23 protein-coding genes are annotated in these 24666 nt (G+C 70.8%); 10 read left to right on the top strand and 13 right to left on the bottom strand.

The genetic code is table 11. The annotated features are described in order from the left end of the window. Window positions 1–15: 15 nt before the first annotated feature. Window positions 16–1893 carry an ABC transporter ATP-binding protein gene (locus ACFUJ1_RS28085; protein WP_378650228.1) on the top strand — a complete coding sequence of 626 codons (1878 nt, stop codon included), beginning with the start codon at window positions 16–18 and terminating at the stop codon, window positions 1891–1893. 33 nt (window positions 1894–1926) lie between these two features. Here the strand turns inward: ACFUJ1_RS28085 and ACFUJ1_RS28080 are convergent, their stop codons facing one another. Both ACFUJ1_RS28080 and ACFUJ1_RS28075 read right to left on the bottom strand, forming a co-directional pair. Next, window positions 1927–2916 (bottom strand): acryloyl-CoA reductase, encoded by a 990-nt coding sequence (locus ACFUJ1_RS28080; RefSeq protein ID WP_378650226.1) that lies wholly within the window; start codon window positions 2914–2916, stop codon window positions 1927–1929. Between the two features lie 20 nt (window positions 2917–2936). Next, the gene (locus tag ACFUJ1_RS28075) at window positions 2937–4022 is read right to left on the bottom strand and encodes a DNA polymerase IV (RefSeq protein WP_378650224.1); all 1086 of its coding nucleotides are present in this window, start codon (window positions 4020–4022) and stop codon (window positions 2937–2939) included. Window positions 4023–4076: 54 nt separating this feature from the next. On the opposite strand from ACFUJ1_RS28075, the gene ACFUJ1_RS28070 reads away from it, so the two are divergent. Continuing rightward, window positions 4077–4634, top strand: a complete 558-nt coding sequence (locus ACFUJ1_RS28070; protein ID WP_378650222.1) for a TetR/AcrR family transcriptional regulator — start codon at window positions 4077–4079, stop codon at window positions 4632–4634. A gap of 11 nt (window positions 4635–4645) precedes the next feature. Further along, complete coding sequence (locus tag ACFUJ1_RS28065) at window positions 4646–5071, top strand: PaaI family thioesterase (RefSeq protein ID WP_378650220.1); 426 nt, start codon at window positions 4646–4648, stop codon at window positions 5069–5071. A 78-nt stretch (window positions 5072–5149) separates the two neighbouring features. Here the strand turns inward: ACFUJ1_RS28065 and lon are convergent, their stop codons facing one another. Both lon and ACFUJ1_RS28055 read right to left on the bottom strand, forming a co-directional pair. Beyond that, window positions 5150–7432 carry an endopeptidase La gene (gene lon / locus ACFUJ1_RS28060; protein WP_378650333.1) on the bottom strand — a complete coding sequence of 761 codons (2283 nt, stop codon included), beginning with the start codon at window positions 7430–7432 and terminating at the stop codon, window positions 5150–5152. 153 nt (window positions 7433–7585) lie between these two features. Then, window positions 7586–8332 carry a dienelactone hydrolase family protein gene (locus ACFUJ1_RS28055; protein ID WP_378650218.1) on the bottom strand — a complete coding sequence of 249 codons (747 nt, stop codon included), beginning with the start codon at window positions 8330–8332 and terminating at the stop codon, window positions 7586–7588. Window positions 8333–8444: 112 nt separating this feature from the next. On the opposite strand from ACFUJ1_RS28055, the gene ACFUJ1_RS28050 reads away from it, so the two are divergent. The 6 genes from ACFUJ1_RS28050 to ACFUJ1_RS28025 all read left to right on the top strand — a co-directional run bounded on the left by ACFUJ1_RS28050 (window position 8445) and on the right by ACFUJ1_RS28025 (window position 14078). After that, on the top strand, window positions 8445–9800 hold the full coding sequence (locus ACFUJ1_RS28050) for a hypothetical protein (RefSeq protein ID WP_378650216.1): 1356 nt from the start codon (window positions 8445–8447) through the stop codon (window positions 9798–9800). A 55-nt stretch (window positions 9801–9855) separates the two neighbouring features. Next, window positions 9856–10647, top strand: a complete 792-nt coding sequence (locus ACFUJ1_RS28045; RefSeq protein ID WP_378650214.1) for a TIGR03084 family metal-binding protein — start codon at window positions 9856–9858, stop codon at window positions 10645–10647. Window positions 10648–10997: 350 nt separating this feature from the next. Next, window positions 10998–11657, top strand: coding sequence for a hypothetical protein (locus ACFUJ1_RS28040; protein ID WP_378650212.1), 660 nt, complete (start codon window positions 10998–11000; stop codon window positions 11655–11657). Window positions 11658–11701: 44 nt separating this feature from the next. Next, window positions 11702–12937 carry an L-2-hydroxyglutarate oxidase gene (gene lhgO / locus ACFUJ1_RS28035; protein ID WP_378650210.1) on the top strand — a complete coding sequence of 412 codons (1236 nt, stop codon included), beginning with the start codon at window positions 11702–11704 and terminating at the stop codon, window positions 12935–12937. 87 nt (window positions 12938–13024) lie between these two features. Beyond that, entirely contained in the window at window positions 13025–13522 is a 498-nt protein-coding gene (locus ACFUJ1_RS28030) for an SRPBCC family protein (protein ID WP_378650208.1), read from the top strand. A gap of 10 nt (window positions 13523–13532) precedes the next feature. Beyond that, complete coding sequence (locus ACFUJ1_RS28025; RefSeq protein WP_378650206.1) at window positions 13533–14078, top strand: ribonuclease H; 546 nt, start codon at window positions 13533–13535, stop codon at window positions 14076–14078. A 39-nt stretch (window positions 14079–14117) separates the two neighbouring features. Here ACFUJ1_RS28025 and ACFUJ1_RS28020 read toward each other — a convergent pair whose 3' ends face one another. From ACFUJ1_RS28020 to ACFUJ1_RS27980, 9 genes are all read right to left on the bottom strand, one after another. Further along, window positions 14118–14813, bottom strand: a complete 696-nt coding sequence (locus tag ACFUJ1_RS28020) for a hypothetical protein (protein ID WP_378650204.1) — start codon at window positions 14811–14813, stop codon at window positions 14118–14120. Between the two features lie 67 nt (window positions 14814–14880). Then, window positions 14881–16047 carry an MlaD family protein gene (locus ACFUJ1_RS28015; RefSeq protein WP_378650202.1) on the bottom strand — a complete coding sequence of 389 codons (1167 nt, stop codon included), beginning with the start codon at window positions 16045–16047 and terminating at the stop codon, window positions 14881–14883. Continuing rightward, window positions 16044–17132 (bottom strand): MCE family protein, encoded by a 1089-nt coding sequence (locus ACFUJ1_RS28010; RefSeq protein ID WP_378650200.1) that lies wholly within the window; start codon window positions 17130–17132, stop codon window positions 16044–16046. The genes ACFUJ1_RS28015 and ACFUJ1_RS28010 overlap by 4 nt, the downstream gene beginning before the upstream one ends. An 8-nt stretch (window positions 17133–17140) precedes the next feature. Beyond that, window positions 17141–18259: an MCE family protein gene (locus ACFUJ1_RS28005; RefSeq protein ID WP_378650198.1), complete on the bottom strand. Its 1119-nt coding sequence runs from the start codon at window positions 18257–18259 to the stop codon at window positions 17141–17143. Beyond that, the gene (locus ACFUJ1_RS28000) at window positions 18256–19251 is read right to left on the bottom strand and encodes an MCE family protein (protein WP_378650331.1); all 996 of its coding nucleotides are present in this window, start codon (window positions 19249–19251) and stop codon (window positions 18256–18258) included. Before ACFUJ1_RS28000 ends, ACFUJ1_RS28005 begins: the two co-directional genes overlap by 4 nt. Beyond that, a complete protein-coding gene (locus ACFUJ1_RS27995; protein WP_378650196.1) occupies window positions 19251–20279 on the bottom strand; it encodes an MCE family protein in 1029 nt (342 codons plus the stop codon). Before ACFUJ1_RS27995 ends, ACFUJ1_RS28000 begins: the two co-directional genes overlap by 1 nt. After that, on the bottom strand, window positions 20276–21754 hold the full coding sequence (locus ACFUJ1_RS27990) for an MlaD family protein (protein ID WP_378650194.1): 1479 nt from the start codon (window positions 21752–21754) through the stop codon (window positions 20276–20278). The genes ACFUJ1_RS27995 and ACFUJ1_RS27990 overlap by 4 nt, the downstream gene beginning before the upstream one ends. Window positions 21755–21757: 3 nt before the next feature. Then, complete coding sequence (locus ACFUJ1_RS27985) at window positions 21758–22621, bottom strand: ABC transporter permease (protein WP_233015333.1); 864 nt, start codon at window positions 22619–22621, stop codon at window positions 21758–21760. Window positions 22622–22625: 4 nt separating this feature from the next. Further along, on the bottom strand, window positions 22626–23480 hold the full coding sequence (locus ACFUJ1_RS27980) for an MlaE family ABC transporter permease (protein ID WP_378650191.1): 855 nt from the start codon (window positions 23478–23480) through the stop codon (window positions 22626–22628). Window positions 23481–23975: 495 nt separating this feature from the next. Between ACFUJ1_RS27980 and ACFUJ1_RS27975 the strand changes: the two genes are divergently transcribed. Next, window positions 23976–24650, top strand: coding sequence for a S1 family peptidase (locus tag ACFUJ1_RS27975; RefSeq protein ID WP_378650189.1), 675 nt, complete (start codon window positions 23976–23978; stop codon window positions 24648–24650). The last annotated feature ends 16 nt before the right edge of the window (window positions 24651–24666 follow it).

Below are 24666 nucleotides of genomic sequence, written 5' to 3'. Positions count from 1 at the left end.
GAGAGGAGTGATCGGATGAGCATCGAATCCGTGGCGTGGAGTCAGATGTACCGGCAGCTGAGCGCGCCGGACGAGCGGCGGCCGTTCCGGCGGGCGACGGCGGCGCGCATTCTGCGGTTCGCCACGCCGCATCGGCGCACGATCGGGCTGTTCCTCGGGTTCAGCGTGCTCTCGGCGCTGATCTCGGTGGCGACGCCGGTGCTGGCCGGGCGGGTGGTGAACGACATCGTCGGCGGGGCGGCGGCGCGGGTCGTTGTCACGCTGGCGCTGGTGATCGGCGGGCTGGCGGTGGTCGATGCCGGGCTCGGGCTGGTGGTGCGGCGGCTCTCGGCCGGGATCGGCGAGGGGTTGATCCTGGATCTGCGGACCGCCGTCTTCGACCACGTGCAGAAGATGCCGGTCGCCTTCTTCACCCGGACCCGCACCGGCGCGCTGGTGAGCCGGTTGAACAACGACGTGATCGGCGCGCAGCGGGCGTTCAGCGACACCCTCTCCGGCGTGGTCACCAACCTGGTGACGCTCGGGCTCACGCTGGTGGTGATGATCGGGATCTCCTGGCAGATCACGCTGCTCGCGCTGCTGCTGCTCCCGGTGTTCGTGCTGCCCGCGCGCCGGATGGGCACCAAGCTGGCCGGGATCCAGCGCGAGGCAGCGGATCTGAACGCCGCCATGAGCACGCAGATGACGGAGCGGTTCTCGGCGCCGGGGGCGACGCTGGTCAAGCTGTTCGGGCGGCCGGAGCAGGAGTCGGCGGAGTTCGCGGCGCGGGCCGAGCGGGTGCGCGACATCGGGGTGCGCACGGCCATGCTGCAGACCGTCTTCGTCACCGCGCTCACGCTGGTCTCGGCGCTGGCGGTCGCGCTGGTCTACGGGCTCGGCGGCTGGTACGCGCTGCGCGGGCAGCTGGACGCGGGCGCGGTGGTCGCGCTCTCGCTGCTGCTGACCCGGCTCTACTCGCCGCTCACCGCGCTGGCCAGCGCGCGGATGGAGATCATGTCCGCGCTGGTGAGCTTCGAGCGGGTCTTCGAGGTGCTGGACATGACGCCGCTCATCGAGGACGCGCCGAACGCGGTGCCGGTGCCCGACGGGCCGGTCGCGGTGGAGCTGGACGGGGTCGGGTTCGGCTACCCGTCCGCGGACAAGGTGTCGCTGGCCTCGCTGGAGGAGGTGGCGACGCTGGACACCAGGGGCGGCGTCGAGGTGCTGCACGGGGTCTCGCTGCGGGCCGATCCGGGGCGGATGGTCGCGCTGGTCGGCTCGTCGGGGGCGGGTAAGTCGACGATCGCGCAGCTGGTTTCGCGGCTCTACGACGTCGATTCCGGCGCGGTCCGGCTGAACGGGGTGGACATCAGGGAGCTGAGCGCCACCTCGATCCGGGACACCGTCGGGCTGGTGACCCAGGACGGGCACCTGTTCCACGAGACCATCCGGGCCAACCTGCTGCTGGCCAGGCCGGAGGCGAGCGAGGCCGAGCTGTGGTCGGCGCTCACCAGGGCCCGGCTGCTCGAGCTGGTGGAGTCGCTGCCGGACCGGCTGGACACGGTGGTCGGCGAGCGCGGGTACCGGCTCTCCGGCGGCGAGCGGCAGCGCCTCACCATCGCCAGGCTGCTGCTCAAGCAGCCGCGGGTGGTGATCCTCGACGAGGCAACCGCCTCGCTGGACTCCACCTCGGAGGCGGCCGTCCAGGAGGCGCTGACCGAGGCGCTCGCGGGGCGCACCGCGATCGTGATCGCGCACCGGCTCTCCACCATCCGCGCCGCCGACGAGATCGTGGTGCTCGAGCACGGGCGGGTGGTGGAGCGCGGAACGCACCAGCAGTTGCTGGCCGCGGAGGGTCGTTACGCCGAGCTGTACCGCACGCAGTTCGCGGACGAGGTCGTCAGCGTGAACTGACGAACCCCGTTCGCGGCAGGCGGACGGTTCGGCTCAGAACTCGACAGCGAAGACCGTGCGGCCCCGGTGGGTTCCGTCCTGGATCGAGCGGAGAACCTGCTCGGCGTCGGTGATGGTGGCGACGTCGGTGAGGGCGGACAGGTGCCGCGGGCGGAGTTCACCGCCGAGCTGGGCCCAGATCTCCCGCCGGTGCTCGATCGGCAGGTTCACCGAGTCGATGCCGAGCAGCGAGACGGCGCGCAGGATGAAGGGCATGACCGTGGTCGGAACCCCGGGCCCGCCGGTCAGCCCGCTGGCCGCGACCGCGCCGCCGTACCCGATGGCGCTCAGGATGTAGGCGAGCGAGGCGCCGCCGACGCTGTCGACGGCCCCGGCCCAGCGCGCCGAGGTGAGCGGGCGCGGCTTGGCCTCGGGGTCCTCGGGCAGCCTGCCGATCACCTCGTTGGCGCCGAGCTCGGCGAGCAGGTCGTCGGCGTCGGTCTTGCCGGTCGAGGCGATGACCTCGAAGCCGAGCCCGGACAGGATGTCGATCGCGACCCCGCCGACCCCGCCGGTCGCGCCGGTGACCAGCACCGCGCCGTCGTCCGGGGTGAGGCCGTGGTCGAGCAGGGCGCGCACGCTGAGCGCGGCGGTGAAGCCGGCGGTGCCGATGGCGGCGGCGTCCCGCGTGCTCAGCCCGTCCAGCTTGACGACCCAGTCGGCGGGCACCCTGGCCAGCTGGGCGAAGCCGCCGTTGCGCGAGACACCGAGCTCGTAGCCGTGCGCGACCACCTGGTCGCCGGGGGCGAAGGCGTCGTCGTCGGAGGCGACGACCTCGCCGGCCAGATCGATCCCCGGCACGATCGGGTACTGCCGCACCACCCCGCCGCGCGGCGTGATGGCAAGGGCGTCCTTGTAGTTGGCGCTCGAGTAGTGCACCTCGATCGTCACCTCGCCGTCCCCGAGGAAGTCGTCGCCGACCTCCTCCCTGGAGAGGACGATCGCACCGTCCGAAGCGTTGGCCACCATCGCCGAGAAGGTCATGGCGGAAGCATACGAGGGGCTCACTCGGGAACGAGTTCCAGGCGCACCCCGAGCAGCCGCACCGGGCGGTCCAGCTCGAACCGGCCCAGCACCGCCACCGCGGTCTCCGCGATGAGCGCGACATCGGCGCTCGGCGCCGCGAGTCGGCGCTGTTTGCTGCGGGTGAAGAAGCTGCTGGTCCGCACGGTGACCGAGACCCTGGTGCTGATCCGCCCCGCCGCCGCCAGCTCCTCGGCCAGCTCGGTGGCGAGCCGCGCGACCTGGGCGCGGATCTCCGCGGGATCGGTCAGGTCGGTCGCGAAGGTCTGGGATCTGCTGCGGCCAAGCGCGGCCCTCGGCTCGGTGCTGACCTCGGTGTCGCCGCGGCCGTTGCCGAGTGCCGACAGGTAGGGGCCGGTGTTCGGGCCGAACTCGGCGGCCAGCCTGCCCCGGTCGGCGGCCATGAGGTCGGCGACCGTGTCGATGCCGAGCGCGGCCATGCGCGCCGCGATCCGGCGGCCGACGCCCCAGAGCGCGTCGGTCGGGCGCGGCCCCATGACCTCGACCCAGTTGGCGGCGGTGAGCCGGAAGGTGCCGGTGGCGGCGCCCGCGCGGTGCTCCGGCTCGGCGCCGGGGTTGGCCGCCGACGCCTTGCCGATCGACTTGGCGAAGCCGGTGGCGAGCTTGGCGGTGAGCTTGTTGTCGCCGATCCCGATCGAGCAGCCGAGCTCGAGTTCCGCGATGGCGGCGCGGATCGCGGCGGCGAGCGCCTCCGGGTCGTCGGTGTCGGCGGCGAGGAATGCCTCGTCCCAGCCCCAGACCTCGACTCGGCCGGGGAAGCCGCGCAGCACCGCCATGACCTCGTCGGATGCCTCGTCGTAGGCGGGCGGGTCGAGCGCGAGGAAGACGCCGTCGGGGCATTTGCGCAGCGCGCTGCGCAGCGCCATCCCGGCCCGGACGCCGAAGGCCCGCGCCGGGTAGGAGGCGCAGGTGACCACCTTGCGCGGCTCGTCCGGGTCGCCGTTGCCGCCGACGATCACCGGCAGTCCGCGCAGCTCCGGGTGGCGGCGGAATTCCACCGCCGCCTGGAACTGATCGAGGTCGACGTGCAACAGCCATCTGGCCACCGCTTCGTCTTACCACCTGGCGCGCCGGGGGTCGGACAGAATATTATTCTGGTTGTGCGGATTCGAGATCGGTTGCTGCTGGCCGCGGAGCAGCAGTTCGCCGAGCGGGGCGTGCTGGAGACGACGCTGGCCCAGATCCGGGAGGCGGCGGGGGCCAGCGTCGGCGCGCTGTACCACCACTTCCCGGACAAGGCCGAGCTCTACCGGCAGGTCTGGAGCGGCGCGCTCAGCGATTTCCAGGCGCGCTTCCGGCAAGCGGTGCTGGCGAGCGCGGACGCGCGCGGCGGGGTCACCGCCGGGGTGCGCGCGCACCTGGAGTGGGTCACCGAGCAGCCGGCGCGGGCGACGGTGCTGTTCGGCGCGGCGCCCGCGGGGGCGAAGGAGCAGGACGGAAATCGGGAGTTCCTGGTCGATGTCTTCCGCTGGTGGCGCACGCACGCCGGGTACGGGGCGGTCCGCGAGCTGGAGTTCGACCTGCTCTACGCGCTCTGGCTCGGGCCTGCCCAGGAATACGCGCGGAACTGGCTGGCCGGGGCCGTCCGGCGGCCGCCGGCCGAGGTCGCGGGCGAACTCGCGGCCGCCGCATGGCTCACCCTGCAGAACCCGGATTGATCGGAGCAACCATGGTCGTACTCGATGCCACCTCCGCCCGCGAGGTGCTGGACCGCCAGCCGTTCGCGCAGCTCATCGGCACCGAACTGCTCGCCTTCGGCGACGGCGTCGCCAGCCTCGCCATCCCGATCCGCCCCGAGCTCGGGCAGCAGTTCGGCTTCGTGCACGGCGGGGTGCTGGCGTACCTGGCGGACAACGCGCTGACCTTCGCGGCGGGCACCGTGCTCGGGTCGAATGTGCTGACCGGCGGGTTCAGCATCACCTACCTGCGTCCGGCGGCCGGGACCCGGCTGCGCGCCGAGGCGCGGGTCACCGGGGCCACCCGGCGGCAAGCGGTGGTGCACTGCGAGATCCTCAGCGAGGACGGCAGCGCGGAGCCGGTGCTCTGCGCGGTCGCGCAGGGGACGACCAGGGCGGTCGAGCGCGAACTCGGCTGAGCCGCGGCCATCGCCGGGTGCACCCGCACCGGAAGAGACCGGGCCACGAGGGGTGGCCCGGTCTCTTCGGTTTCGATATCAGGCGGTGGCGGCGAAGGCCGGACCGTCCAGCGCCGGTTCGGCGACCGGCTCGATGGCGTAGCCGAGGATCTCCGCCACGTCCGCGACCGGGCGCACATCCAGCGCCTCGAGCACGTCGGCGGGGACCTCGTCCAGGTCGGGCTCGTTGCGCGCCGGGATGAAGACCGTCTTCAACCCCGCCCGCTGCGCGGCGAGCAGCTTCTGCTTCACGCCGCCGATCGGCAGCACCCGGCCGTTCAGCGTGACCTCGCCGGTCATCCCGACGTCACCGCGCACATTCCGGCCCAGCGCCAGCGAGACCAGCGCCGTCACCATGGTGACGCCCGCCGACGGCCCGTCCTTCGGCACCGCGCCCGCCGGGAAGTGGATGTGGATATTGCGGTCCAGCACCGCGGGCTCGATCCCGATCTCGGCCAGGTGCGAGCGCACGTAGGTCAGCGCGATCTGCGCGGATTCCTTCATGACGTCGCCCAGCTGCCCGGTCAGCGTCAGCGAGCGCTCGCCATCGGCCGAGTTGGCCTCGATGTAGAGCACGTCGCCACCCGCGCCGGTGACCGCGAGCCCGGTCGCCACGCCCGGCACCGAGGTGCGCTCCATGGAGTCCGGGGTGAAGCGCGGCCTGCCCAGGTACTCCTTCAGCTCGCCGAGCCCGATGGTCAGCGGCCCCGAGCCGTCGGCCGAGAGCTTGGTGGCCGCCTTGCGCAACCCCTTCGCGATCAGCCGCTCCAGCTGGCGGACGCCCGCCTCGCGGGTGTAGTTCGCCGCCATCTCGCGCAGTGCCGCGTCGGTGATCGTCACCTCGTCGCCGGTCAGGGCGTTGCGCTCCAGCTGCCGCGGCACCAGGAAGTCGCGCGCGATGGCGACCTTGTCGTCCTCGGTGTAGCCGTCGACCGTGATCAGCTCCATGCGGTCGAGCAGCGGGCCGGGGATGGTGTCCATGACATTGGCCGTGGCGACGAACAGCACGTCGGAGAGGTCGAGATCGAGGTCGAGGTAGTGGTCGCGGAAGGTGTGGTTCTGCGCCGGGTCGAGCACCTCGAGCAGCGCGGCCGCCGGGTCGCCCCGGTAGTCCGAGCCGACCTTGTCGATCTCGTCCAGCAGCACCACCGGGTTCATCGACCCGGCCTCCTTCATGGCACGCACGATCCGGCCGGGCAGCGCGCCGACGTAGGTGCGCCGGTGCCCGCGGATCTCGGCCTCGTCCCTGACTCCGCCGAGCGCGACCCGGACGAACTTCCGGCCGAGCGCCCGTGCCACCGACTCGCCGAGCGAGGTCTTGCCGACACCGGGCGGGCCGACCAGCACGAGCACCGCGCCGGAGCCGCGGCCGCCGACCACCTCGAGGCCGCGCGCGGCGCGCCTGGCTCGGACCGCCAGGTACTCGACCATCCGGTCCTTGACCTCGTCCAGGCCGTGGTGGTCGGCGTCCAGCACCGCGCGGGCCGCGGTGACGTCGGTGTTGTCCGTGGTCCGCGCGGTCCAGGGCAGGTCGAGCACGGTGTCCAGCCAGGTGCGGATCCAGCCCGACTCCGGGCTCTGGTCGCCCGCCCGCTCCAGCCTGCCGACCTCGCGCAGCGCGGCCTCGCGCACCTCGTCCGGGAGCTCGGCCCCCTCGACCCGGGTGCGGTAGTCGTCCGCGCCGTCCGGCTCGTCCTCGCCCAGCTCCTTGCGGATGGCGTTCAACTGCTGGCGCAGCAGGAACTCGCGCTGCGTCTTCTCCAGGTTCTCCCTGACCTCGTCACCGATCTTCTCGGTGACCTCGGCCTCGGCGATGTGCGCGCGGGTCCACTCGATGAGCCTGGTCAGCCGGGCCGCCGGGTCCGGGGTCTCCAGCATCTCGCGCTTCTGCTCGCCGGTCAGGTAGGAGGCGTAGCCCGCGGTGTCGGCGATCTCGGACGGCTCGGCCAGCTGGTTCACCGCGTCGATGATCTGCCAGGCCTCGCGCCGCTGCAGCACCGAGACCACGAGCTTCTTGTACTCCTCGGCCAGCTCCCTGGTGCGCCCGTCCGCCGGTGGGAGCTCCACCGGTTCGGCCTCCACCCAGAGCGCGGCGCCCGGCCCGGTCACCCCGTGCCCGATCCGGGCCCGGCGCTCGGCCTTCAGCACCGCGGCGGGCGCGCCCCCGCGCAGCCGGCCGACCTGTTCGACGGTGGCGACGACGCCGTACGTCGCGTACCCCTCGTCCAGCCGCGGCGCCACCAGCACCTGGCCTTCCTTCGCGGCGCGCGCGGCATCGATCGCCGCCTGCGCCGATTCGTCCAGTTCGATGGGCACGACCATGCCCGGCAGCACGATCGGATCGGTCAGGAACAGCACCGGCAGGTTCCGAGGTGTAGTCACGATATCGACCCTTCTGAAAGTTGAGCTATGCCCACTCAACCCAGGGGGTAGGACCTTTGTTCCGGACCGCTCCGATGTTCGCCGAGGGCGAAGTCACGCCAGCGCGCGGTCCAGCAGCGCGATGAGCTCGCGGAGGTGCCGAGCGTCCGCCTCGGCGTCGTAGCTGGCCAGGTCGCGCTGGGTGAAGCCGTGCGCGGCGTCCGGGTACACCTCGGCGCGGTACCGAACTCCGGCCGCGTCCAGCGCCTTGCTCAGCCGCTCGATCTGCTCCGGGGGCAGCGAGGGGTCGGCGTCGGCGTGGCCGAAGTACAGTTCGGCGGTGATCCGGTCGGCGTCCAGGTGCGGGCTGTCGGCGGCGTCGCTCGCCAGCCTGCCGCCGTGGAACCCGGCCCCGGCGGCAACGCGCTCCGGGTAGGCGGCGGCGGTGCGCAGCACCAGCGCGGCGCCCATGCAGTAGCCGGTGAGCCCGACCTCGCCGTCGGTGACCTCGGGCGCGGCGGCCAGCCAGTCCAGGTAGGCGCCCGCGTCGCGGAGCGCGAGCTCGGGGGTGAGCTGCTCCATCAGCGGGCGGATCTTGTCGAAGACCTCGTGCCGGTTGCTCGGATCGACGACCGCGGGCAGCTCGACCACCGGCGCGCGCCCGGCCCGGTAGAAGAGGTTCGGCACCAGCACGGCGTAGCCGCGCGCCGAAATGGTCTCGGCGAGCTCGGCGAGCGCGGGCCGCGGGCCGAAGGCATCCGGGAAGAGCAGCACGCCGGGGTGGGTGCCGGAGCCGGGGTGGACGAACAACGCGTCCGCGGTGCCGTCCGTGGTAGTGATGTCGACGGTCTGAATCGGCACGGGGTTCTCCTTCATCTGGCGATGTCGTGGCGCGTTGACACCGGTTCGAGCGCAATGAGAATGTTGGGGCCCTGATATCTCACCACCCGGCAGGACCGAGGGGGATCGCGCCGTGACTGCTCTCGCCTCCGGGCTCTTCGTCGACTGGGAAGAACTCACCGGGCAGTCGAAATTCGTGGTCGAGCTGATCACCTTCCCGATCTTCGCCGGGCTGGCCGGATGGCTGACGAACTGGACCGGCGTCATCATGCTCTTCTGGCCGCTGCAGTTCCGCGGCGTGCGGATCCCCGGGCTCTCGGTGCTCTACCCCTATTTCCCGCGCCGGGTACAGGTGCTGCCGACCTTCTCCGGCGACGGCAAGCGGCTCGGCTTCCAGGGCTTCATCCCGGCCCGCGCGGAGAAGATGGCCAGCATCTGCGTGGACATGGCGATCATGCGGATCGGCAGCCCGAAGGACTTCATCCGCGAGCTGGACCTGGACGGCATCGCCGACTACATCGCGGTGCTCGCGCGCAAGCAGGTCGAGCCGCTGGTCGACGAGCTCATGGAGCGGGAGAACCCGGAGCTCTGGCGCAGCCTGCCGCGCGCGGTCAGGCAGCTGCTCTACCAGCGGGTGGACCGGGAGCTGCCCGCGCTGTGCAGGCGCGCCTTCGAATCGCTCGGCGACAATGTCGACCAGCTGATCGACATCAAGAGTTTCGTCATCCGCTACCTGCGGCAGAACCCGACCATCCTCAAGGACCTGACCACCACCATCGCCGCGCCGGAGCTGCGCTTCATGGTGAAGATCGGGCTGCTCGGCGCGCCGTTCGGGCTGCTGCTCGCGCTCTACCTGCACCTGCACCGGACACTGCCGGTGATCAGCGCGATCCCGGCCTGGGCTGTGGTCCTGCTCGCCTCGGCCGCGATCGGCGTCCTGGTGAACATGATCGCGGTGAAGATGGTCTTCGAGCCGGGCGAGCCGCAGCCGCGCTACCGGTACCTGTGGCGGCAGGCGCTGCTGGCCAAGCGGCAGCCGCAGGCCGCCGTCGACCTCGCGCACATCCTGGCCTACCAGGTGCTCACCCTGCCGAACCTCTCCGCGGAGCTGCTGGACGGCCCGAACGGCGACAAGACGAGGCAGCTGCTGGAGCGGCTGATCGCCGAGGAGATCAACCGGCAGCTGGGCCGTACCACCTCGGTGGTACGCGCGGCCTTCGGGCGCAAGCAGTTCGACAACCTGAAGGTCACCGCGGCCGGCGCGGCGGTCGGGCTGGCACCGACGCTGGTGGAGGACACGGAGTTCGCTCGCGAGCAGGCGGACAAGATCGACGAGTTCGCCGCGCGCAAGCTGGTGCTGATGAGCCCGGGCGAGTTCATGGAGATGTTCTACGCCTCGGTGGAGCAGGACGCCTGGCTGCTGTACCTGCACGGCGCGGTGCTCGGGCTCGGCGTCGGCGCGATCCACCTGATTCTGTTCGGCTGGTGAGATAAACAAGCACGTGCGCTTGTCTTTCTCGGCGGGCGCTGCGATGCTGGGTCGCATGGCCGACCTGGACGCGCTGCTCGCCGACTTCGCCGACGAATCCGCCGAGCTGGAACGCCTGGTCGCGCCGCTCGACCCGGCGGGCTGGCGGCGTCCCACCCCCGCCCCCGGCTGGACCATCGCGCACCAGATCGGCCACCTGGCCTGGACCGACGAGGTCGCCACGCTGTCCGCCACCGACCCGGACGGCTTCGCCCGGATGCTCACCGAGGCGGCCCCGCGCGTCACCACCTTCGTGGACGAGGGCGCCGAGGAGGCCGCGGCCGCCCCGCCCGCCGAGCTGCTGCGGCGCTGGCGCGACGGCCGTGCCGCCCTGGTCGCGGCGCTGCGCGCGGTGCCGGAGGGCGCGAAGGTGCCGTGGTTCGGCCCGCCCATGCGGCCCGGTTCGATGATCACCGCCCGGCTGATGGAGACCTGGGCGCACGGCCAGGACGTGGCGGACGCGCTCGGCGTCACCAGGGAGCCGACGCGGCGGCTGCGCGCGGTGGCACACATCGGCACCCGCACCCGCGACTTCGCCTACACCGTGCACGGCAGGACCCCGCCCGCGGCCGAGTTCCGGATCGAGCTGACCGCGCCGGACGGCGCGCTCTGGAGCTGGGGGCCGGCCGACGCCGAGCAGCGGATCACCGCCCCCGCGCTCGACTTCTGCCTGCTGGTGACGCAGCGCAGGCACCCGGACGACCTGGCGGTTCGGGTGGCAGGCGCCGATGCGGCGGAGTGGCTGACGATCGCGCAGGCCTTCGCCGGGCCGAGCGGGGCAGGGCGGGCGAAGGGTCAGTTCGGCTGAGTCACAACGGGGATTCCCACGGCCGTTGTGCATTCGCGTGGGGGCCGGCGAGCGTCACGTCGATGTGCGCCGTTCGTGGCGACGGCCGGACACCGTTGGCCGGAAGTCTGCGGGGCGGGTCGAGCACGACGCTCGCCGACTGCCGAGGGTTTACCCGACCCGTGCAAGATCGAAACCCGCTGCGCACCCCCGACCCGCACAATGGAGGAGGCATACCCCCGCCCAGCGGGGGGTATGCGCGCCCCGTCCGGGTTCCGTAGCCTTGGACGCGCGTCCGGCTTCCGACGATGCGGGCCGGGCGCGACCACAGAACCGAAGGGGAGTTCGGTACGCAGGGAGAGGAACGCATCGTGACCGAGAACCAGAGGCCGGGCGAACCCAGGCCGGGTCCGGAGATCCTGACCGTGACCCCGCGCCGCGGCATCGCCCGCACCACCGCCATCGTCCTCGCGGGCACCGCGAGCATCGCGCTCACCGCCGCCGCGGGCGCCTACGTCGTGAACAACCTGCCCGACCGCAGCCCGGGCACCATCGCAGCCGCCCCCGCCCGGCCGGAGCCGCCCGCGGTGCAGCCGCTGCACCGCCCCGCCGGGCCGAACCGCCCGTTCATCAGCTCGGCGCTCTTCGAGCGCAGGGACACGGCGGCGATCGCGGGCACGGTGACCGCCCGGCCGGAGACCGCGGAAACCGCGGAGGTCGTGCGGCCCGCACTCCGGCCCGAGCCACCCGCGGCTCCGGAGCCGGCCGTGGACCGCACGGTGCGGGTCGGCTCCGCCTACCTGGAGGCCCACGTCGGCGAGTCGGCGAGCGGCGGCGTGACGCTCACGGTCGACACCAATGCCACCTTCGCCGCGCTCACCGGCGGCCGGGTCGATCCGCGCGATGTCACGACGCTCCGCACGGAGATCGGTACCGGCGGATCGGTCACAGTGACGTTCAGTGACCCGACGCTCGGCGACCACGATCTCCGGCTCGAGCGCACCGAGGTGCCCGCCCGCGTCACCACCTGACCCCGGTGCGCCCGCGGCGCCCGGCATCTGCTGAGCTGGGAGCCATGACCGCCGCGCCCCGCTCCGCCGAGTACGACTTCTGCGTGATCGGCGCGGGCATCGTCGGCGTGGCCACGGCGCACCGGATCCTGCGGCGGCACCCGGGCGCGTCGCTGCTGCTGCTGGAGAAGGAGCAGGCGGCGGCCACGCACCAGACCGGGCACAACAGCGGCGTCGTGCACTCCGGCATCTACTACGAGCCGGGCAGCCTCAAGGCGGAGCTGTGCAGGCGCGGCGCGCGCTGGACCGTCGAATTCGCCCGCGCCGCGGGTATTCCGGTCGAGGTGTGCGGAAAACTGCTGGTCGCAACGGATTCGGTGGAGCACGAGCGGATGCTGGCGCTGCACCGGCGCTCGGCCGACAACGGGGTCGAGGTGGAGCGGATCGACGCCGCCGAGCTGGCCCGCCGGGAGCCCCGGATCCGCGGTGTCGGGGCACTTTTCGTGCCGAGCACGGCCATCGTGGACTACCCGGCCATCGTCCGCGCGCTGCTGGCCGATGCCGTCGCCGCGGGCGCGGAGGTGGTGTACGGCGCGGCGGTGACGGCCATCGCCGAGACCGCCGAGCGGGTGACCGTCGCCGGCCCCTCCGGCTCCTGGACGGCCCGGCGGCTGGTGGTCTGCGGCGGGCTGCAGGCCGACCGGCTGGCGCGCAGCGCCGGGCTGCCCGCCGACTTCCGCATCGTGCCGTTCCGCGGCGAGTACTACCGGCTGCCCGCCGAGCGCGCGCAGCTCGTGCGCACGCTGATCTACCCGATCCCGGACCCGGCGCTGCCCTTCCTCGGGGTGCATCTGAGCCCGACCATCCACGGCGAGCTGACCGTCGGCCCGAACGCCGTGCTCGGGCTGGCCAGGGAGAAGTACCGCAAGTGGTCGGTCGACCCGCGCGACCTGCGCGCGGTGCTCGGCTACCGCGGCTTCCACCGGCTGGCCCGCGAACACGTCCGCACCGGCGCGCGCGAGCTGCGCAATTCGATGTTCCGGCGCGGGTACCTCGCCGAGTGCAGGCGCTACTGCCCCGAGCTCGAGCTCGCCGACCTGCGACCGCACCCGGCAGGCATCCGGGCCCAGGCGGTACTGCCGGACGGCACCCTGGTGCACGACTTCCTGCTCGGCCGGACGGCCCGCTCGGTGCACGTCTTCAACGCCCCGTCACCGGCCGCGACCTCGGCCATGCCGATCGCCGAGCACATCGTCGACCAGCTGGATTCGCTCGTCTCCGCGCCGGCGCCGGGGCGCTGACCAGCAGAAAAAGAGCCGACCGACCAGTTCGTGATCTCCGGATTCCCGCGGCGAATTCCTCGAATAAAGAGGAGTGCTGTAGTACTTTTGACCGCAGCCGTGGATCAGGGAGGGCCTATGGGCCACATCAGGTATGCCAGTGACGTGGGAGCTCCGGTCGACGTCGCGTTCACCTACGCCGACAACCATCGCTTCGTCCCGGACTGGATGTTCGGTGTGGCGGGGTTCGAACCGGCCGGGGAGCTCGACCGCGGGCGGGGTGCGGTGTTCAGCACCGACACCCGCCTCGGTCCCTGGCGATCCACGCTGGAGTGCGAGATCACCGACTACCGGCGCAACGTCGTGATCGGTTATACCCTGCGTGGCCGGCTCTCGGGCACGCTCACGCTGCATTTCGATCCACTCGGCTACGGCCGGTCGGTGCTCACCTCGGAGGCGCGCTACGCCACCCCCACCGGGCTCGCCAGGCTGCTGGCCCGGCCCGTCGAATCAGCGGTCAGGGCGGCGCTGCGCCGCACCGAGGCCCAGTTGCGAAGGGAGATCGAGGAATTTCACGGAACAGATCTTGTCGGCCGGATTGCGTAGGGTGCCTGCCATGATCATCGTGAGCACCGACGGGTCCTGCCTGCGCAATCCGGGCGGCGCCGTCGGCTGGGCCTGGGTGAACCACACCGGTGGCTCCGCGAGCGGCGGCGCCTCGACGGGCACGAATCAGATCGCCGAGCTGCGCGCCATCCTGGAGGCGATCGTGGCGCACCCCGGGCCGGAGCCGCTGCTGCTGGAGAGCGATTCGCTCTACGCCATCAAGTGCGCGTCGGAGTGGATCTCCGCCTGGCGGGTGAACGGCTGGCGCACCGCGACCGGGGGTGCGGTGAAGAACGCCGAGCTGGTCAAGCAGATCGACCGGGCCATCTCCGGGCGGCCGGGGCCGGTGCGCTTCCGCTGGGTGCGCGGCCACGTCGGCAACTACTACAACGAGCGGGCGGACGCGCTGGCCGGGGAGGCGGCGCGCAAGGCCGCCGCCACCGCGGCGGTGGCCGATGCCGTGACCGCGGAGATTCCCGCGGTCACGGCCGAGCCGGTCGAGGTCGTCCGACCGGAGCAGCCGGCCGCCCCGGTGCCCTCGCTGACCCTGTTCTGAGCCCGCGGCACCACGTTCGCCCCGGCCGGGCCGCGTTGGCTAGCCGCCAGGGGTCGGGGCGGGGGCGGGGGTGGCGCCGCCGGGGGCCGGGGTGGGTGCGCCGCCGGGCAGGCCGCTGCCCGCGCCGCGGAGCATGGGCGAGTCGAGCTTGCCGACCAGCCACTTGTCGCCGGACTTCTCCAGGTCGGCGATGACCACCACGTACTGCCGGTCCGGGGTTGGCTGGGTGAAGTTGGTGCGGTACTGGGTGAGCGTCACCAGCACCTGGGCGGAGGACTCGTCGCCGGACTGCCAGCCGCACTGCACGTCGTCGGTCCAGGACTTGACCTTGGCCTGGGTCATGGCGTCGGTGAGCGCCTGCTGCGCGTCGGAGAACTCCTTCAGGAAGTCGCCGGTGGCGCCGTCCTTCACGGTCTGGAAGTACGTGCCCAGATCCTTGGCGTAGTCGTACTCGGAGACCGCGCGGCCGAAGTCGCAGGCGGCGCTCTTCGCCCCGGTGACGGCGTCCAGCTCGGCGCCGCGCTCCTCGGCCTGGCGCCAGAACACCACGACGGCGGTCACCGCGGCGACCGCGAGGATGCCCGCGGTGAAGGCGGCGATCAGGGGCAGCCGGGACGACCCCGGCTCGCCCGCCGATGTCGCCGCGCCGGACTTGCCGAGGGCGACACCCCCGTCACCCGTGCCGCTCCCGGCCTCGTCGGTGGTCTTGTCGGAGCCGGCGTCGTCGGTGCTCATCGATACAGTCCTGCGCTTTCCCGGCGCTGGCGCGCCGCTTCGGTCGTACTGCCGCGAGTATGCCCGCTCAGCGCACGGGGGGGAGCGTGCGCTCGTTCGGATCGACTCCAGGCGGGATGTAGGCGCCGTTGTTCGGCACATCCGGGCGCGGCGCGTTGGCGGCGCCGCGGATCTGCTGGCCGGGCGGCGGGTTCACGCAGTAGTTCCAGCGCGGCAGGGTGTCGTCGACGATGATCTCCGGCTTGAGGTAGTCCGACTGGTAGTAGCAGGTCGGCCGGGGCCAGATGTCGACGATGGTGTGGAACTCGCCGTCGTGCGCGGGCACGCCGAGCGCGTCCAGCCCGAGCGCGAGCGACGGGAAGAGCGCGCTGAGCGCGGGGGTGCGCAGCTGCGCGCCGCGGGTGATCGCGACGAAGTTGGTCGCCAGCCCGGTGATCGGGTCGGTGGTGTCGCTGAGCACCGCGCCGAGATCGCTGAAGTACTGCGGCGACTGGTCGAGCAGCGCCTTGAGCTCGGCGTCGGCATTGTTGAACTGGGTGAAGAGCTCGCCCGAGTTCGCCGTCAGCGTGGCCAGGTCCGGCTGCGCGTTCGAGGTGGTCGCCGCGATGGTCTGCAGGTTGGCGATCAGGTTGGTGGTCTGCGGCAGCAGCGAGTCGAGCCCGGCCGCGGCCAGGCTGAGCCCGTTGATCATGCCGCGCAGCTGGTCCGGGCCGCCGCTGAGCGCGATGTCGAGCTGGGCGAGGATGGTGCCGAACTTCTTCGGATCCACCTGCGCGATGAGCGCGCTGGAGTTGTCGAGCACCTGCCACACCGGGGTCGGGGTCTTGATCTTCTCCGGGTCGAAGCGGATCTCGGCGCCGTCGGCCAGGTAGGGCCCGGAGTCGGTGGCCGGGCGGAAGTCGATGTACTGCTCGCCCGCGCCGGAGAGCGCCTGCACCGAGATGGCGGTGTCCACCGGAATCCGGTACTCGCTGTCGATGGTCGCCTTCGCCGCGATCAGCTGGCCGCGGTCGACGAGCGTGATGTCGTCGACCTTGCCGATCCGGAAGCCGCGCAGCGTGACGTCGTTGCCCGGCTGCAACCCGCCGGAGCGGTCCAGGTAGACGGTGACGGTGTACTCCGAGCGCAGCGGGTTCACCCGCATCACGCCGATCGCGAGGTAGGTGGCGCCCACGATCAGCACGAGCACCAGCCCGACCCCGGAGAGCACCAGTTTGTTCCGCAGCAGGTTCATCGCGGCGCTCCGTTCACCCGGCTCTGGACCACCTGCAGCACCTGGATGAAGCTGCCGACGAAGTCGTTCAGGTCGGTCTGGTCCGGCAGCTTGCTGTTCGGCGGGTCGGTGAGCAGCCCGATGTCCAGGTTGGAGACGGTGGCGAAGACGGCGAGGCTCTTGCCGCGGAAGCTGGCGTCCACCTTCGGCGCGATGAGGTGCAGCTGCTCCATGGCGGCGCCGAAATCGTCGCCGGTGGCGGCGAGCGCGTCCATCAGGTTGCGCAGGTTGTCCAGCAGCGAGGCCAGGTCGCCGCCGGAGGTGTTCGCGTAGTCGCCGAGCGCCGCGCTGGTCACCGCGATGCGCTGCAGCAGGTCGCCGAGCGCCCGGTTGTTCTCCGCGATGGCGCCGATCATCTGCGGCAGCGTGTCCGCCACCCGGCCCAGCTCGCCGCGGCGCGTCTCCAGGGTGGTGGAGAGCGCGCCGAACTCGCCGAGCACGCTGTCGATCCGCGTGCTGTTGTCGTTCAGGCTGCCGACGACACCGGTCATCTGGGTGATCAGGTGCGCCAGCTGCTCGCCGCGGCCGCCGACGATGGAGTCCAGCTCGGTGCCGAGCCTGGTCAGGCTGGCGATGCCGCCGCCGTTGAAGAGCATGGAGACCGAGACGAGCAGCTCCTCCACGGTGGCGCCGGCCGAGGTGGCCTCGATCGGCAGCGTGGCGCCGTCCTTCAGGGTCGGCGTTCCTGGCGGCGCGACCGGCTTGGAGACCGCGACGAAGACGTCGCCGAGCGGGGTGGCCTGGCGCAGCTCGGCGGTGGTGCCCTCGGGCAGCTCGATGTCCGAGCGGATCTGCATGTCGACGAAGGCCTGGAAGTTCTTGGTCGAGATGTCGGAGACCACCCCGACGTCCGAGCCGCCGATCTTCACCTTGGCCTGGTCCGGCAGGTTCAGCGCGTTCTCGAAGACCGCGCGGAGGGTGTAGGTGTCGCCGGCGGCGCCCGGCTTGGGCAGCGGCACGTTCTCCACCGAGATGCCGCAGCCGGTGAGCAGCGCCACCGTCGCGGCGGCGGTGACGGCGAGCGCCGTGCGGCGCACTCCGATCATGCGGCGCGTCATTTCGTCAGTCCGAGCAGTGCGGCGGTGAGCCCGTAGTCCGGGCCGAAGTCCTGCATGTTCCCGGTCCGGCAGCCGTCCGCGCGCATCTGGATGCGCTGGCAGAAGACGCTGATCACCTCGCCGGAGAGCGCGGTGCCGATCAGCCCGTGCAGCCGGATGAAGCCCTGCTCGCGGTTCATCGTCATGTCGATGTTCTGCAGCAGCATGGGCGCGACGTCGACCACCTCGATCAGCCCGGCGGCATTGTCGCGCAGCTGCTGGGTGACGTTGGTGAGCCCGACGAGGCTGCCCTCCAGCTGGTCCTGGTACTGGGTGAAGACCCCGCTGGTGTTGGCCAGGAAGTCCTGCAGCTGCTGCAGCGTGGCCTGCAGGCCGGGGGCCTGCTCGGCGAGCAGCCCGGTCATCTGGGTGACCTGGCTGCTGAAATCGCGCACCGACTGGTCGTTCTGGGCCAGCATCGTGGTCAGCTCGTTGAGCTTGATGATGATGGTGGAGACGGCGTCCCGGTTGTCCACGCCGACCTTGAGCGCGCCGGAGAGCGCGTTCAGCGTGTCGCGCAGCTTCTCGCCCTGGCCGTCGAGCATGGGGTAGAGCACCCGGCCGGAGAGCGGGCCGACCCCCTCCTGCCCCGGCTGCGGCTTCAGCGCGGCGGCGAACTGGTCGATGGTCTTGATCATCGTGTCCAGCTCGACCGGGGTCCTGGTCCGGGAGAGCGGCAGGTGGTCGCCGTCGGCCAGTTCGTCGCCGCCGGTGTAGGGCGGGGTCAGCTCGATGTGCCGGTCGGTGACGATGGAGGGCGAGACCACCGCGGCGATCGCCTCGGCCGGATACTTCTCCCCGGACTCCAGCGACATGTGCACCTCGACGTAGGTGCCGCGCGGGATGATCTTGTCCACCTTGCCGACATCGATGCCGAGCACCCGGATCGGGTTGCCCTCGTACATGCCGGCGATGTTCTCGAAGTCGGCGGTGATCTCGATGGTGTTGCCGATGGCGTTGTTCACCGAGCTGGGCAGCAGCGAGCAGCTCGCCAGCGCGAGCGCGGTAGCGCCGAGCAGCGCGCCGCGAAGCACTCGACCGCCTGCCCTGCTGCCGAAGCGGAACGGAATCCTCATCCCTCGCACCCCTCGATCGCCTGCGCGAAGCAGAGCCAGTTGTCCGGGAACAGCCACGGCAGCCCGACCTCCGCGTAGTTGCCGTTGCCCCACGCGTTGGTGAGGTAGCGGATCGACGGCGGCATGATGCTGAGCAGCCGGTCCAGGTTGTCCTTGTTCTTCTGCAGGCCGTCGGCCATGACGTTCAACTGCTCGATGGTGGGGCCGAGCTGGTTGTCGTTCTCGGCGCCGATCTCCTGCAGCTGCCTGGTCAGCGCGGCGACATTGTCGAGCAGCTGGCGCAGCAGCCCCTGCCGCTCCATCACCCGCGCGGCGATCGCCTCGCCCTGGGTGATCACGAGCAGCACGCTGTTGCGGTTGTCCGCGAGCAGCTGGGTGACCCGGTCCATGTCCTTGAGCAGCTGGTCGACCTCGTCCTTGCGCGCATCCATCACCTTGGCCAGCGCGCCGACGCTGTCCAGCGCCTGCACCACCAGCTGCGGCGAGTCGCCGAGCTGCTTGTTCACCAGGTCCAGCGATTCGGCCAGCTTGACGGTGTCCAGCTCCTCGAACTTGGGCGTGCCGATCTGCACCACGTCGGCCAGGTTGTACGGGACCGCGGTGTTGGAGAGCGGGATCCGGTCGTCCGGGAGGCCGCTGCCGTCGCCCGGCTCGACGTCGACGTAGCGGGCGCCGAGCAGGGTGGCCATCTTGATCGAGGCCCGCGCGTCCGGGCCGAAGTCGACATTGCGGTCCACGTTGGCGCTGATCACCACGTGATCGCCGTCGAGCTCGGCGCCGGTGACGGTGCCGACCGCGACGCCGGCCACGTTCACCCGGTCACCGACCCGGACGCCCGCGGCCTGCGCGAACTCCATCTCGAGCGAGCGGTCGCCGAGGCCGAGCATCCGGAACGAGCTGGAGACGATCAGCAGGAGCACGATGACGACGGCGCCGAGGACGCCGAGCCAGAAGTAGCGGTTGCTCTCGAAGCGGGAGCGGAGTTTCGCGATCACGGCCTGCACACCGCCGAATGCCCGTTGCCACCGATCTGCGAGAACAGCCCGCGCGGGAAGAGCACGCCGTACAGCGAGACGTCGAGGCCGCAGAGGTAGGCGTTGGCGTAGCTGCCCTCGGAGACGAAGGCGCCCGCGTTGGCGAGCACCCCTGGCAGGTCGACCGCGGCCTGGTCGAGGACCGGGCCGTTGGCGATCAGCAGGGTCAGCGCGGCGCTGGTGGAGTTCTGCGCCGCCAGCAGCTTGGGCTGGATGGTGCCGACCATGCCGACGAGCGCCTCGGCGGCGTCGGCGATCTGCACGGTGGACTGCTGCAGGCTCTGACCCTGGTCGTACAGCCCGCCGATCAGTGCCCTGGTCTGGGTCACCAGCGTCTCCAATTCGTCACCTCGCTTGGCGAGCCCCGACATCACGCCGGAGAGGTTGGTGATCACGTCGGTCAGGATGGCGTCGCGGCGCTGGAAGTCGGTGGCCAGCGTGGCCGCCTGGGTGATGAAGGCGCTCAGCGAGACCCCGTCGCCCTGCAGCGCCTGGATGAAGGTCTCCGAGAGCTGGTTCACCTGCTCCGGCTGCAGCACCTGGAAGAGCGGCTGGAAGCCGTTGAGCAGCGCCGAGATGTCGAACGACGGCTCGGTCAGCTCCAGCGGGATGGTGCCGTTGCTCTTCAGCGGCTGCGAGCTCGGCGAATCGCCCGGCGCCAGCGCGATGTAGCGCTGGCCGATCAGGTTCTGGTACCTGACCAGCGCCTTGGTGTCGTCGAAGATGGTCTGGTCGCGCTGCAGCACGAAGGTGACCCTGGCGTCGTTGTTGGTGTCGAGGTCGATCTTCTCGACCTTGCCGACCCGGACGCCGGCCATCCGGACGTCGTCGCCCTTCTTGAGCCCGAGCACGTCGGAGAAGGTGGCAGTGAAGGTATTGGTCTCGCCCTCGACGACCCGGGCCAGCGTGTTCCAGACGAGCACGGTGACCAGGATCGAGACGATGGCGAAGAGGCTGAATCCGATGAGCGGCTTGCGGATGCTCATCGGCTGTCACCGCTGGTGGTCAACGTCATCCCCTTCGTGATCGAACCGAGCAGCAGGTACTCCGCCGCGGTGGGTTGCCTGCCGAGGTACCTGGTGATCGCGGCATCTCCGGTGTAGGCGATGGGCGCCGCCGGAGCCGCGGGCGGCTCGGCGGGCGCGACCGGTTCCGCGGGGGCGGCGGGGGCAGGGGCGGGAGCACCGAGCAGCGGCGGCAGCATCGGGAAGAGGCCCTCCAGCGGGGTTCCGGCGAACGGCACCGGCGCGGCTCCGGCGGCGGGCAGCGGCACCGACGGGGTGGTGATGCCTGGCAGCACCGGCATCCCGGGCAGCTGCACCAGCGGCGGCAGCCCGGCCGCGGCGTCCAGCCTGCGCGGCGAGAGCGACTCCGGCAGCGGCGGGATCTCGGCGACCGCGGGCGCGGTGAAGCAGCTCGGGCCAGCCAGGTCGCCGTAGCGCGGGCAGTCCGCGACGGTGTTCGGCTGGTAGGGCGTGAAGGTGATGCCCATGTTCCAGATCATCTGCTGCTGCGGCCCCCAGCGGAACACGGTGTTCAGCTTCTGCATCGAGCGGTTCAGGTTCACGATCGCCTGGGTGACCGAGGCCGGGTCGGAGGCGAGCGAGCCGAACATGCTGCTCGTCCCCGCGGTGACCTGCTTGCCGACGTCCGGGTTCTGCGCGAACAGGTTGTTGATGGTGTCGAAGGTGCCGCCGGCGCCGGTGATCAGCGCGACCAGCTGCGACCTGCGGTCGGAGATGGTCGTCGCGGTCTGCACCGAGCTGCCGAGCACGTTCACCAGCTCCGGCGCCGACTCGTTCAGCGCGCGGAAGGACGAGGAGAAGTCGTCCAGCATGACGCCGAGGTTCGGGATCGACTGGTCGACGCCGGTCAGCCAGCGGTCGACGCGCTCGATGGTGGAGCCCGGCATCCGGCCGCTGCCGTCCAGCGCCTGCGAGAGCGTGCCGAGCACCCGGCCGAACTGCACCGGGTCGATCTCGTTCAGGATGTTGCGCACGGTGGTCAGGGTGTCCTGCAGCGCGATGGTGCCCTTGCTGCGGTCCTCCTCGATCTGCGCGCCCTCGGTCAGGTACTCGTCGGAGGGGCCGTTGAAGACCAGCTCGACCGAGGTGACGGCGAAGAGGTTGGAGGGAACCACCCGCGCGGTGACATTCGCCGGGATGCCGCTCGCGAAGTCCGGGTTCAGCTCGATCTGCACCTTCTGCAGCTCGCCGCGGGCCGCGACCTCGACATCGTCGACGGTGCCGACCAGCACGCCGCGGAACTTCACGTCCGCCTCGGCGGGCAGCCCGTCACCGGTGGTGGTCAGGTTGGCGACCACGTTCACCTTCGAGACGAAATAGCCCTGGTAGCGCGCCATCAGGAAGACCAGGAGCAGTGCGAAGACGAGCAGCCCGCAGCCGCCCGCGATCAGCATCTGCCGAACGGTGGGCCCGCGCCCACTGGGATCGATGATCATCGCCTACCCCGAGATCCGGATTCCGGGGTTGACGCCCCAGATGGCCAACGTCATGAACAGATCGGCGAACACCACCACGATGATGCACATCTTGATCGCGCGGCCGGCCGCCACGCCGACGCCCTCGGGGCCGCCGGAGGCGAAGAAGCCGTAGTAGCACTGGATGAAGGTGGTGATCGCGACGAAGATGATCGCCTTGAGCAGCGAGTACAGCACGTCCGTCGGGATCAGGAATTGGTAGAAGTAGTGCTGGTAGGTGCCGCTGGCGGTGCCGCCGATCAGCTGCACGGTCATGGCGCAGGAGACGTAGGCCATGGCGAGGCCGAGGCAGTAGAGCGGGACGATCGCCAGGATCGCGGCGAAGATCCTGGTGCTCACCAGGTAGGGCAGCGGGCGGATGGCCACCGACTCCAGCGCGTCGATCTCCTCGGAGATCCGCATGGCGCCGAGCTGGGCGGTGAACCGGCAGCCCGCCTGCGCGGCGAAGGCGAGCGAGGCGAGCAGCGGGCCGAGCTCGCGGGTGGTGGCGAAGGCCGAGATGGCGCCGGTGATCGGGCTCAGGCCGAGCAGGTTCAGCGAGGTGTGGCCCTGGATGCCGACGGTCATGCCGCCGAACGCGCTCAGGATCAGCACGACGCCGATGGTGCCGCCGCCGACGATCAGGTTGCCGTTGCCCCAGGTGACGTCGGAGAGCAGCCGCCAGACCTCCTTGGGGTACTGGCGCAGCGCGAGCGGGATCGAGCCGAGCGCGCGCAGGAAGAAGAACACCTGGTGGCCGAGGCGGCCGAGCATGTCGACCGGGGCCTTGGCGGTGCGCTTCAGTTGGTTCAGCGGCCGCAGCAGCGGCGGCACATATGTCGACGACACCGGCTCAGACCACCTGTGGGGGGAAGATTGCGTTGTAGATCTGCGTGATGATCAGGTTGACGCCGAAGAGCATGATCGCCGAGCTGACCACCGCGGAGTTCACGGAGTTCGCGACGCCGCCGGGGCCGCCGCGGGTGTTCAGCCCGGTGTCGCAGGCGATGATCGCCGCGAGCAGGCCGAAGATCGTCGACTTGACCAGGGCGACGAGCAGGTCCCTCGTCACCGCGAACGAGGAGAAGGTGCCGACGTAGCTGCCCGGCGTGCCGTCCTGCGCGAAGATATTGAAGATGTAGCCGGTCAGGAAGCCGACGAAGACGACGAAGCCGCAGAGCAGCAGGCTGACCAGCATGGCCGCGCCGAGCCGCGGCGCGACCAGGCGGCGCATCGGATCCACGCCCATCACCTTCATGGCGTCGATCTCCTCGCGGATGGTGCGCGAGCCGAGGTCGGCGCAGATGGCCGAGCCGACCGCGCCCGCGATCATGATCGAGGTGACCAGCGGGGCGCCCTGCTGGATGATGCCGAGGCCGTTGGCCGCGCCGATGAACGACGTCGCACCGACCTGCCCGGCGACCGCGCCGACCTGAATCGAGACGATCACGCCGATCGGAATGGCGACGAGCAACGTCGGGGCGGCGGCGACATTGGCCATGAACGCGCATTGCCGGACGAATTCCCCGAACGGGAATCGCCGCCGGAATATCGCCACGAACAACTCGGAGACCGCGGCAATCCCCATGAGGATCTGCCTGCCGAAGGTCTCGAGCGAACGCTTCGGGTGATCTTCCCAGTACCCCTTTGTCCAATCGACCGCGCCACTCAGCCGCGACCCCGTGGGTGGACTCTTGGTCGACTGCACTGTTCCAACCCCTTCTCGACGCCGGTTACCTGCTCCGACGACTTGCATCGCTCGGAGCACCTTACTACGGGGTAGCCCGGAACACAGCACACCCCTGTGATTGGCGTCATAGATTCCGATCACTGCACGAACCGGGCCATGAATCGTCACAACACCCCGGACATTTTCCGACTTCCGGTATCCAACCAATAAGAACACGTTTCACAAAGACCCCGATGAGCGGGGGTTCCCGAGTGTACGAGTGTTATTTTTCGAATAGCTTTCATCCAAAATCACGTCACCCTTCCCGGCGGCCCCGCGGTCACGCTTCGGCCACGAGCGGACCGGCGGGTTCCGGTCAGCCATGCTGAACTGCTATCACCGGATGGAAGAAACACGGCGTGGCGTCTGTCGAAATCGCAGGTCGTCGGACGGATGCCGCACCCGGCCGCGATTACTGACACGATGGGCGCGAGCGATTGATATCGTGCGGGCTTTCGGCAGATCTGGAGGGACATGTTCAGCAAACTCGCCACGGTGGTTCGCGCCGCCTGCACCGTCGCGCTGGGAGCGGCGCTGCTCGGGCCCGTCGCGGGCGCCGCGCAGGCGCAGCCGGGCGCGCCGGTGCTCGGCGGTGGCTCCGGCATCGTCATCGACGACGCCTTCGAGTGCACCCTCACCACCGTTGGCTACGACGGCGCGGGCAGGCTGGTCGGGATCACCGCCGGCCACTGCGGCGATCCCGGCGCACAGGTGTACGCCGAAGCGGATCGCGGCGCCGGGGTGGTCGGCCGCTTCGTGCACTCCGACCCGCGCCTCGACTACGCCGTCATCCAGTTCCAGCCGGGCCGCGTCACCCCGGTGAACCGGGTCGGCAACGTCACCATCGCGGGCATCGGCGGGCCCGCCGCGTTCCCGATGATCGTCTGCAAGGAGGGCCGCACCACCGGCAACACCTGCGGCATCTCCTGGGGCGATGTCTTCGCCACCAATATCGAGACCTGGTCGCAGATGTGCGTGGTCGAGGGCGACTCCGGCGCACCGGTGGTGGTCGGCAACCAGCTGGTCGGCATGGTCAACGCGTACCTGGCGTTCGCCTGCTACGGCCCCGAGGTCGGCACCAACATGACCACGATCATGGACGACCTGAACGGCCGCAACAGCATCGGCTCGGGCTTCCGCCCCATCTGAGCACACGAAGAAAAGG

Source organism: Nocardia sp. NPDC057227 (genome assembly GCF_042669725.1).
Classification (GTDB): domain Bacteria; phylum Actinomycetota; class Actinomycetes; order Mycobacteriales; family Mycobacteriaceae; genus Nocardia; species Nocardia asteroides_A.
This window is presented reverse-complemented; position numbering and strand designations above follow the sequence as displayed.

Excerpts from the sequence above, each read along its gene's own strand:
- ACFUJ1_RS27975 (WP_378650189.1), top strand. The coding sequence starts at position 23,976 with ATGTTCAGCAAACTCGCCACGGTGGTTCGCGCCGCCTGCACCGTCGCG.
- ACFUJ1_RS28015 (WP_378650202.1), bottom strand. The coding sequence starts at position 16,047 with ATGAACCTGCTGCGGAACAAACTGGTGCTCTCCGGGGTCGGGCTGGTG.
- ACFUJ1_RS28005 (WP_378650198.1), bottom strand. The coding sequence starts at position 18,259 with ATGAGGATTCCGTTCCGCTTCGGCAGCAGGGCAGGCGGTCGAGTGCTT.
- ACFUJ1_RS28065 (WP_378650220.1), top strand. The coding sequence starts at position 4,646 with ATGGTCGTACTCGATGCCACCTCCGCCCGCGAGGTGCTGGACCGCCAG.
- lhgO (WP_378650210.1), top strand. The coding sequence starts at position 11,702 with ATGACCGCCGCGCCCCGCTCCGCCGAGTACGACTTCTGCGTGATCGGC.
- ACFUJ1_RS28045 (WP_378650214.1), top strand. The coding sequence starts at position 9,856 with ATGGCCGACCTGGACGCGCTGCTCGCCGACTTCGCCGACGAATCCGCC.
- ACFUJ1_RS28025 (WP_378650206.1), top strand. The coding sequence starts at position 13,533 with ATGATCATCGTGAGCACCGACGGGTCCTGCCTGCGCAATCCGGGCGGC.
- ACFUJ1_RS27995 (WP_378650196.1), bottom strand. The coding sequence starts at position 20,279 with ATGAGCATCCGCAAGCCGCTCATCGGATTCAGCCTCTTCGCCATCGTC.
- ACFUJ1_RS28080 (WP_378650226.1), bottom strand. The coding sequence starts at position 2,916 with ATGACCTTCTCGGCGATGGTGGCCAACGCTTCGGACGGTGCGATCGTC.
- ACFUJ1_RS28010 (WP_378650200.1), bottom strand. The coding sequence starts at position 17,132 with ATGATCGGAGTGCGCCGCACGGCGCTCGCCGTCACCGCCGCCGCGACG.
- ACFUJ1_RS28020 (WP_378650204.1), bottom strand. The coding sequence starts at position 14,813 with ATGAGCACCGACGACGCCGGCTCCGACAAGACCACCGACGAGGCCGGG.
- lon (WP_378650333.1), bottom strand. The coding sequence starts at position 7,432 with ATGGTCGTGCCCATCGAACTGGACGAATCGGCGCAGGCGGCGATCGAT.
- ACFUJ1_RS28085 (WP_378650228.1), top strand. The coding sequence starts at position 16 with ATGAGCATCGAATCCGTGGCGTGGAGTCAGATGTACCGGCAGCTGAGC.
- ACFUJ1_RS27990 (WP_378650194.1), bottom strand. The coding sequence starts at position 21,754 with ATGATCATCGATCCCAGTGGGCGCGGGCCCACCGTTCGGCAGATGCTG.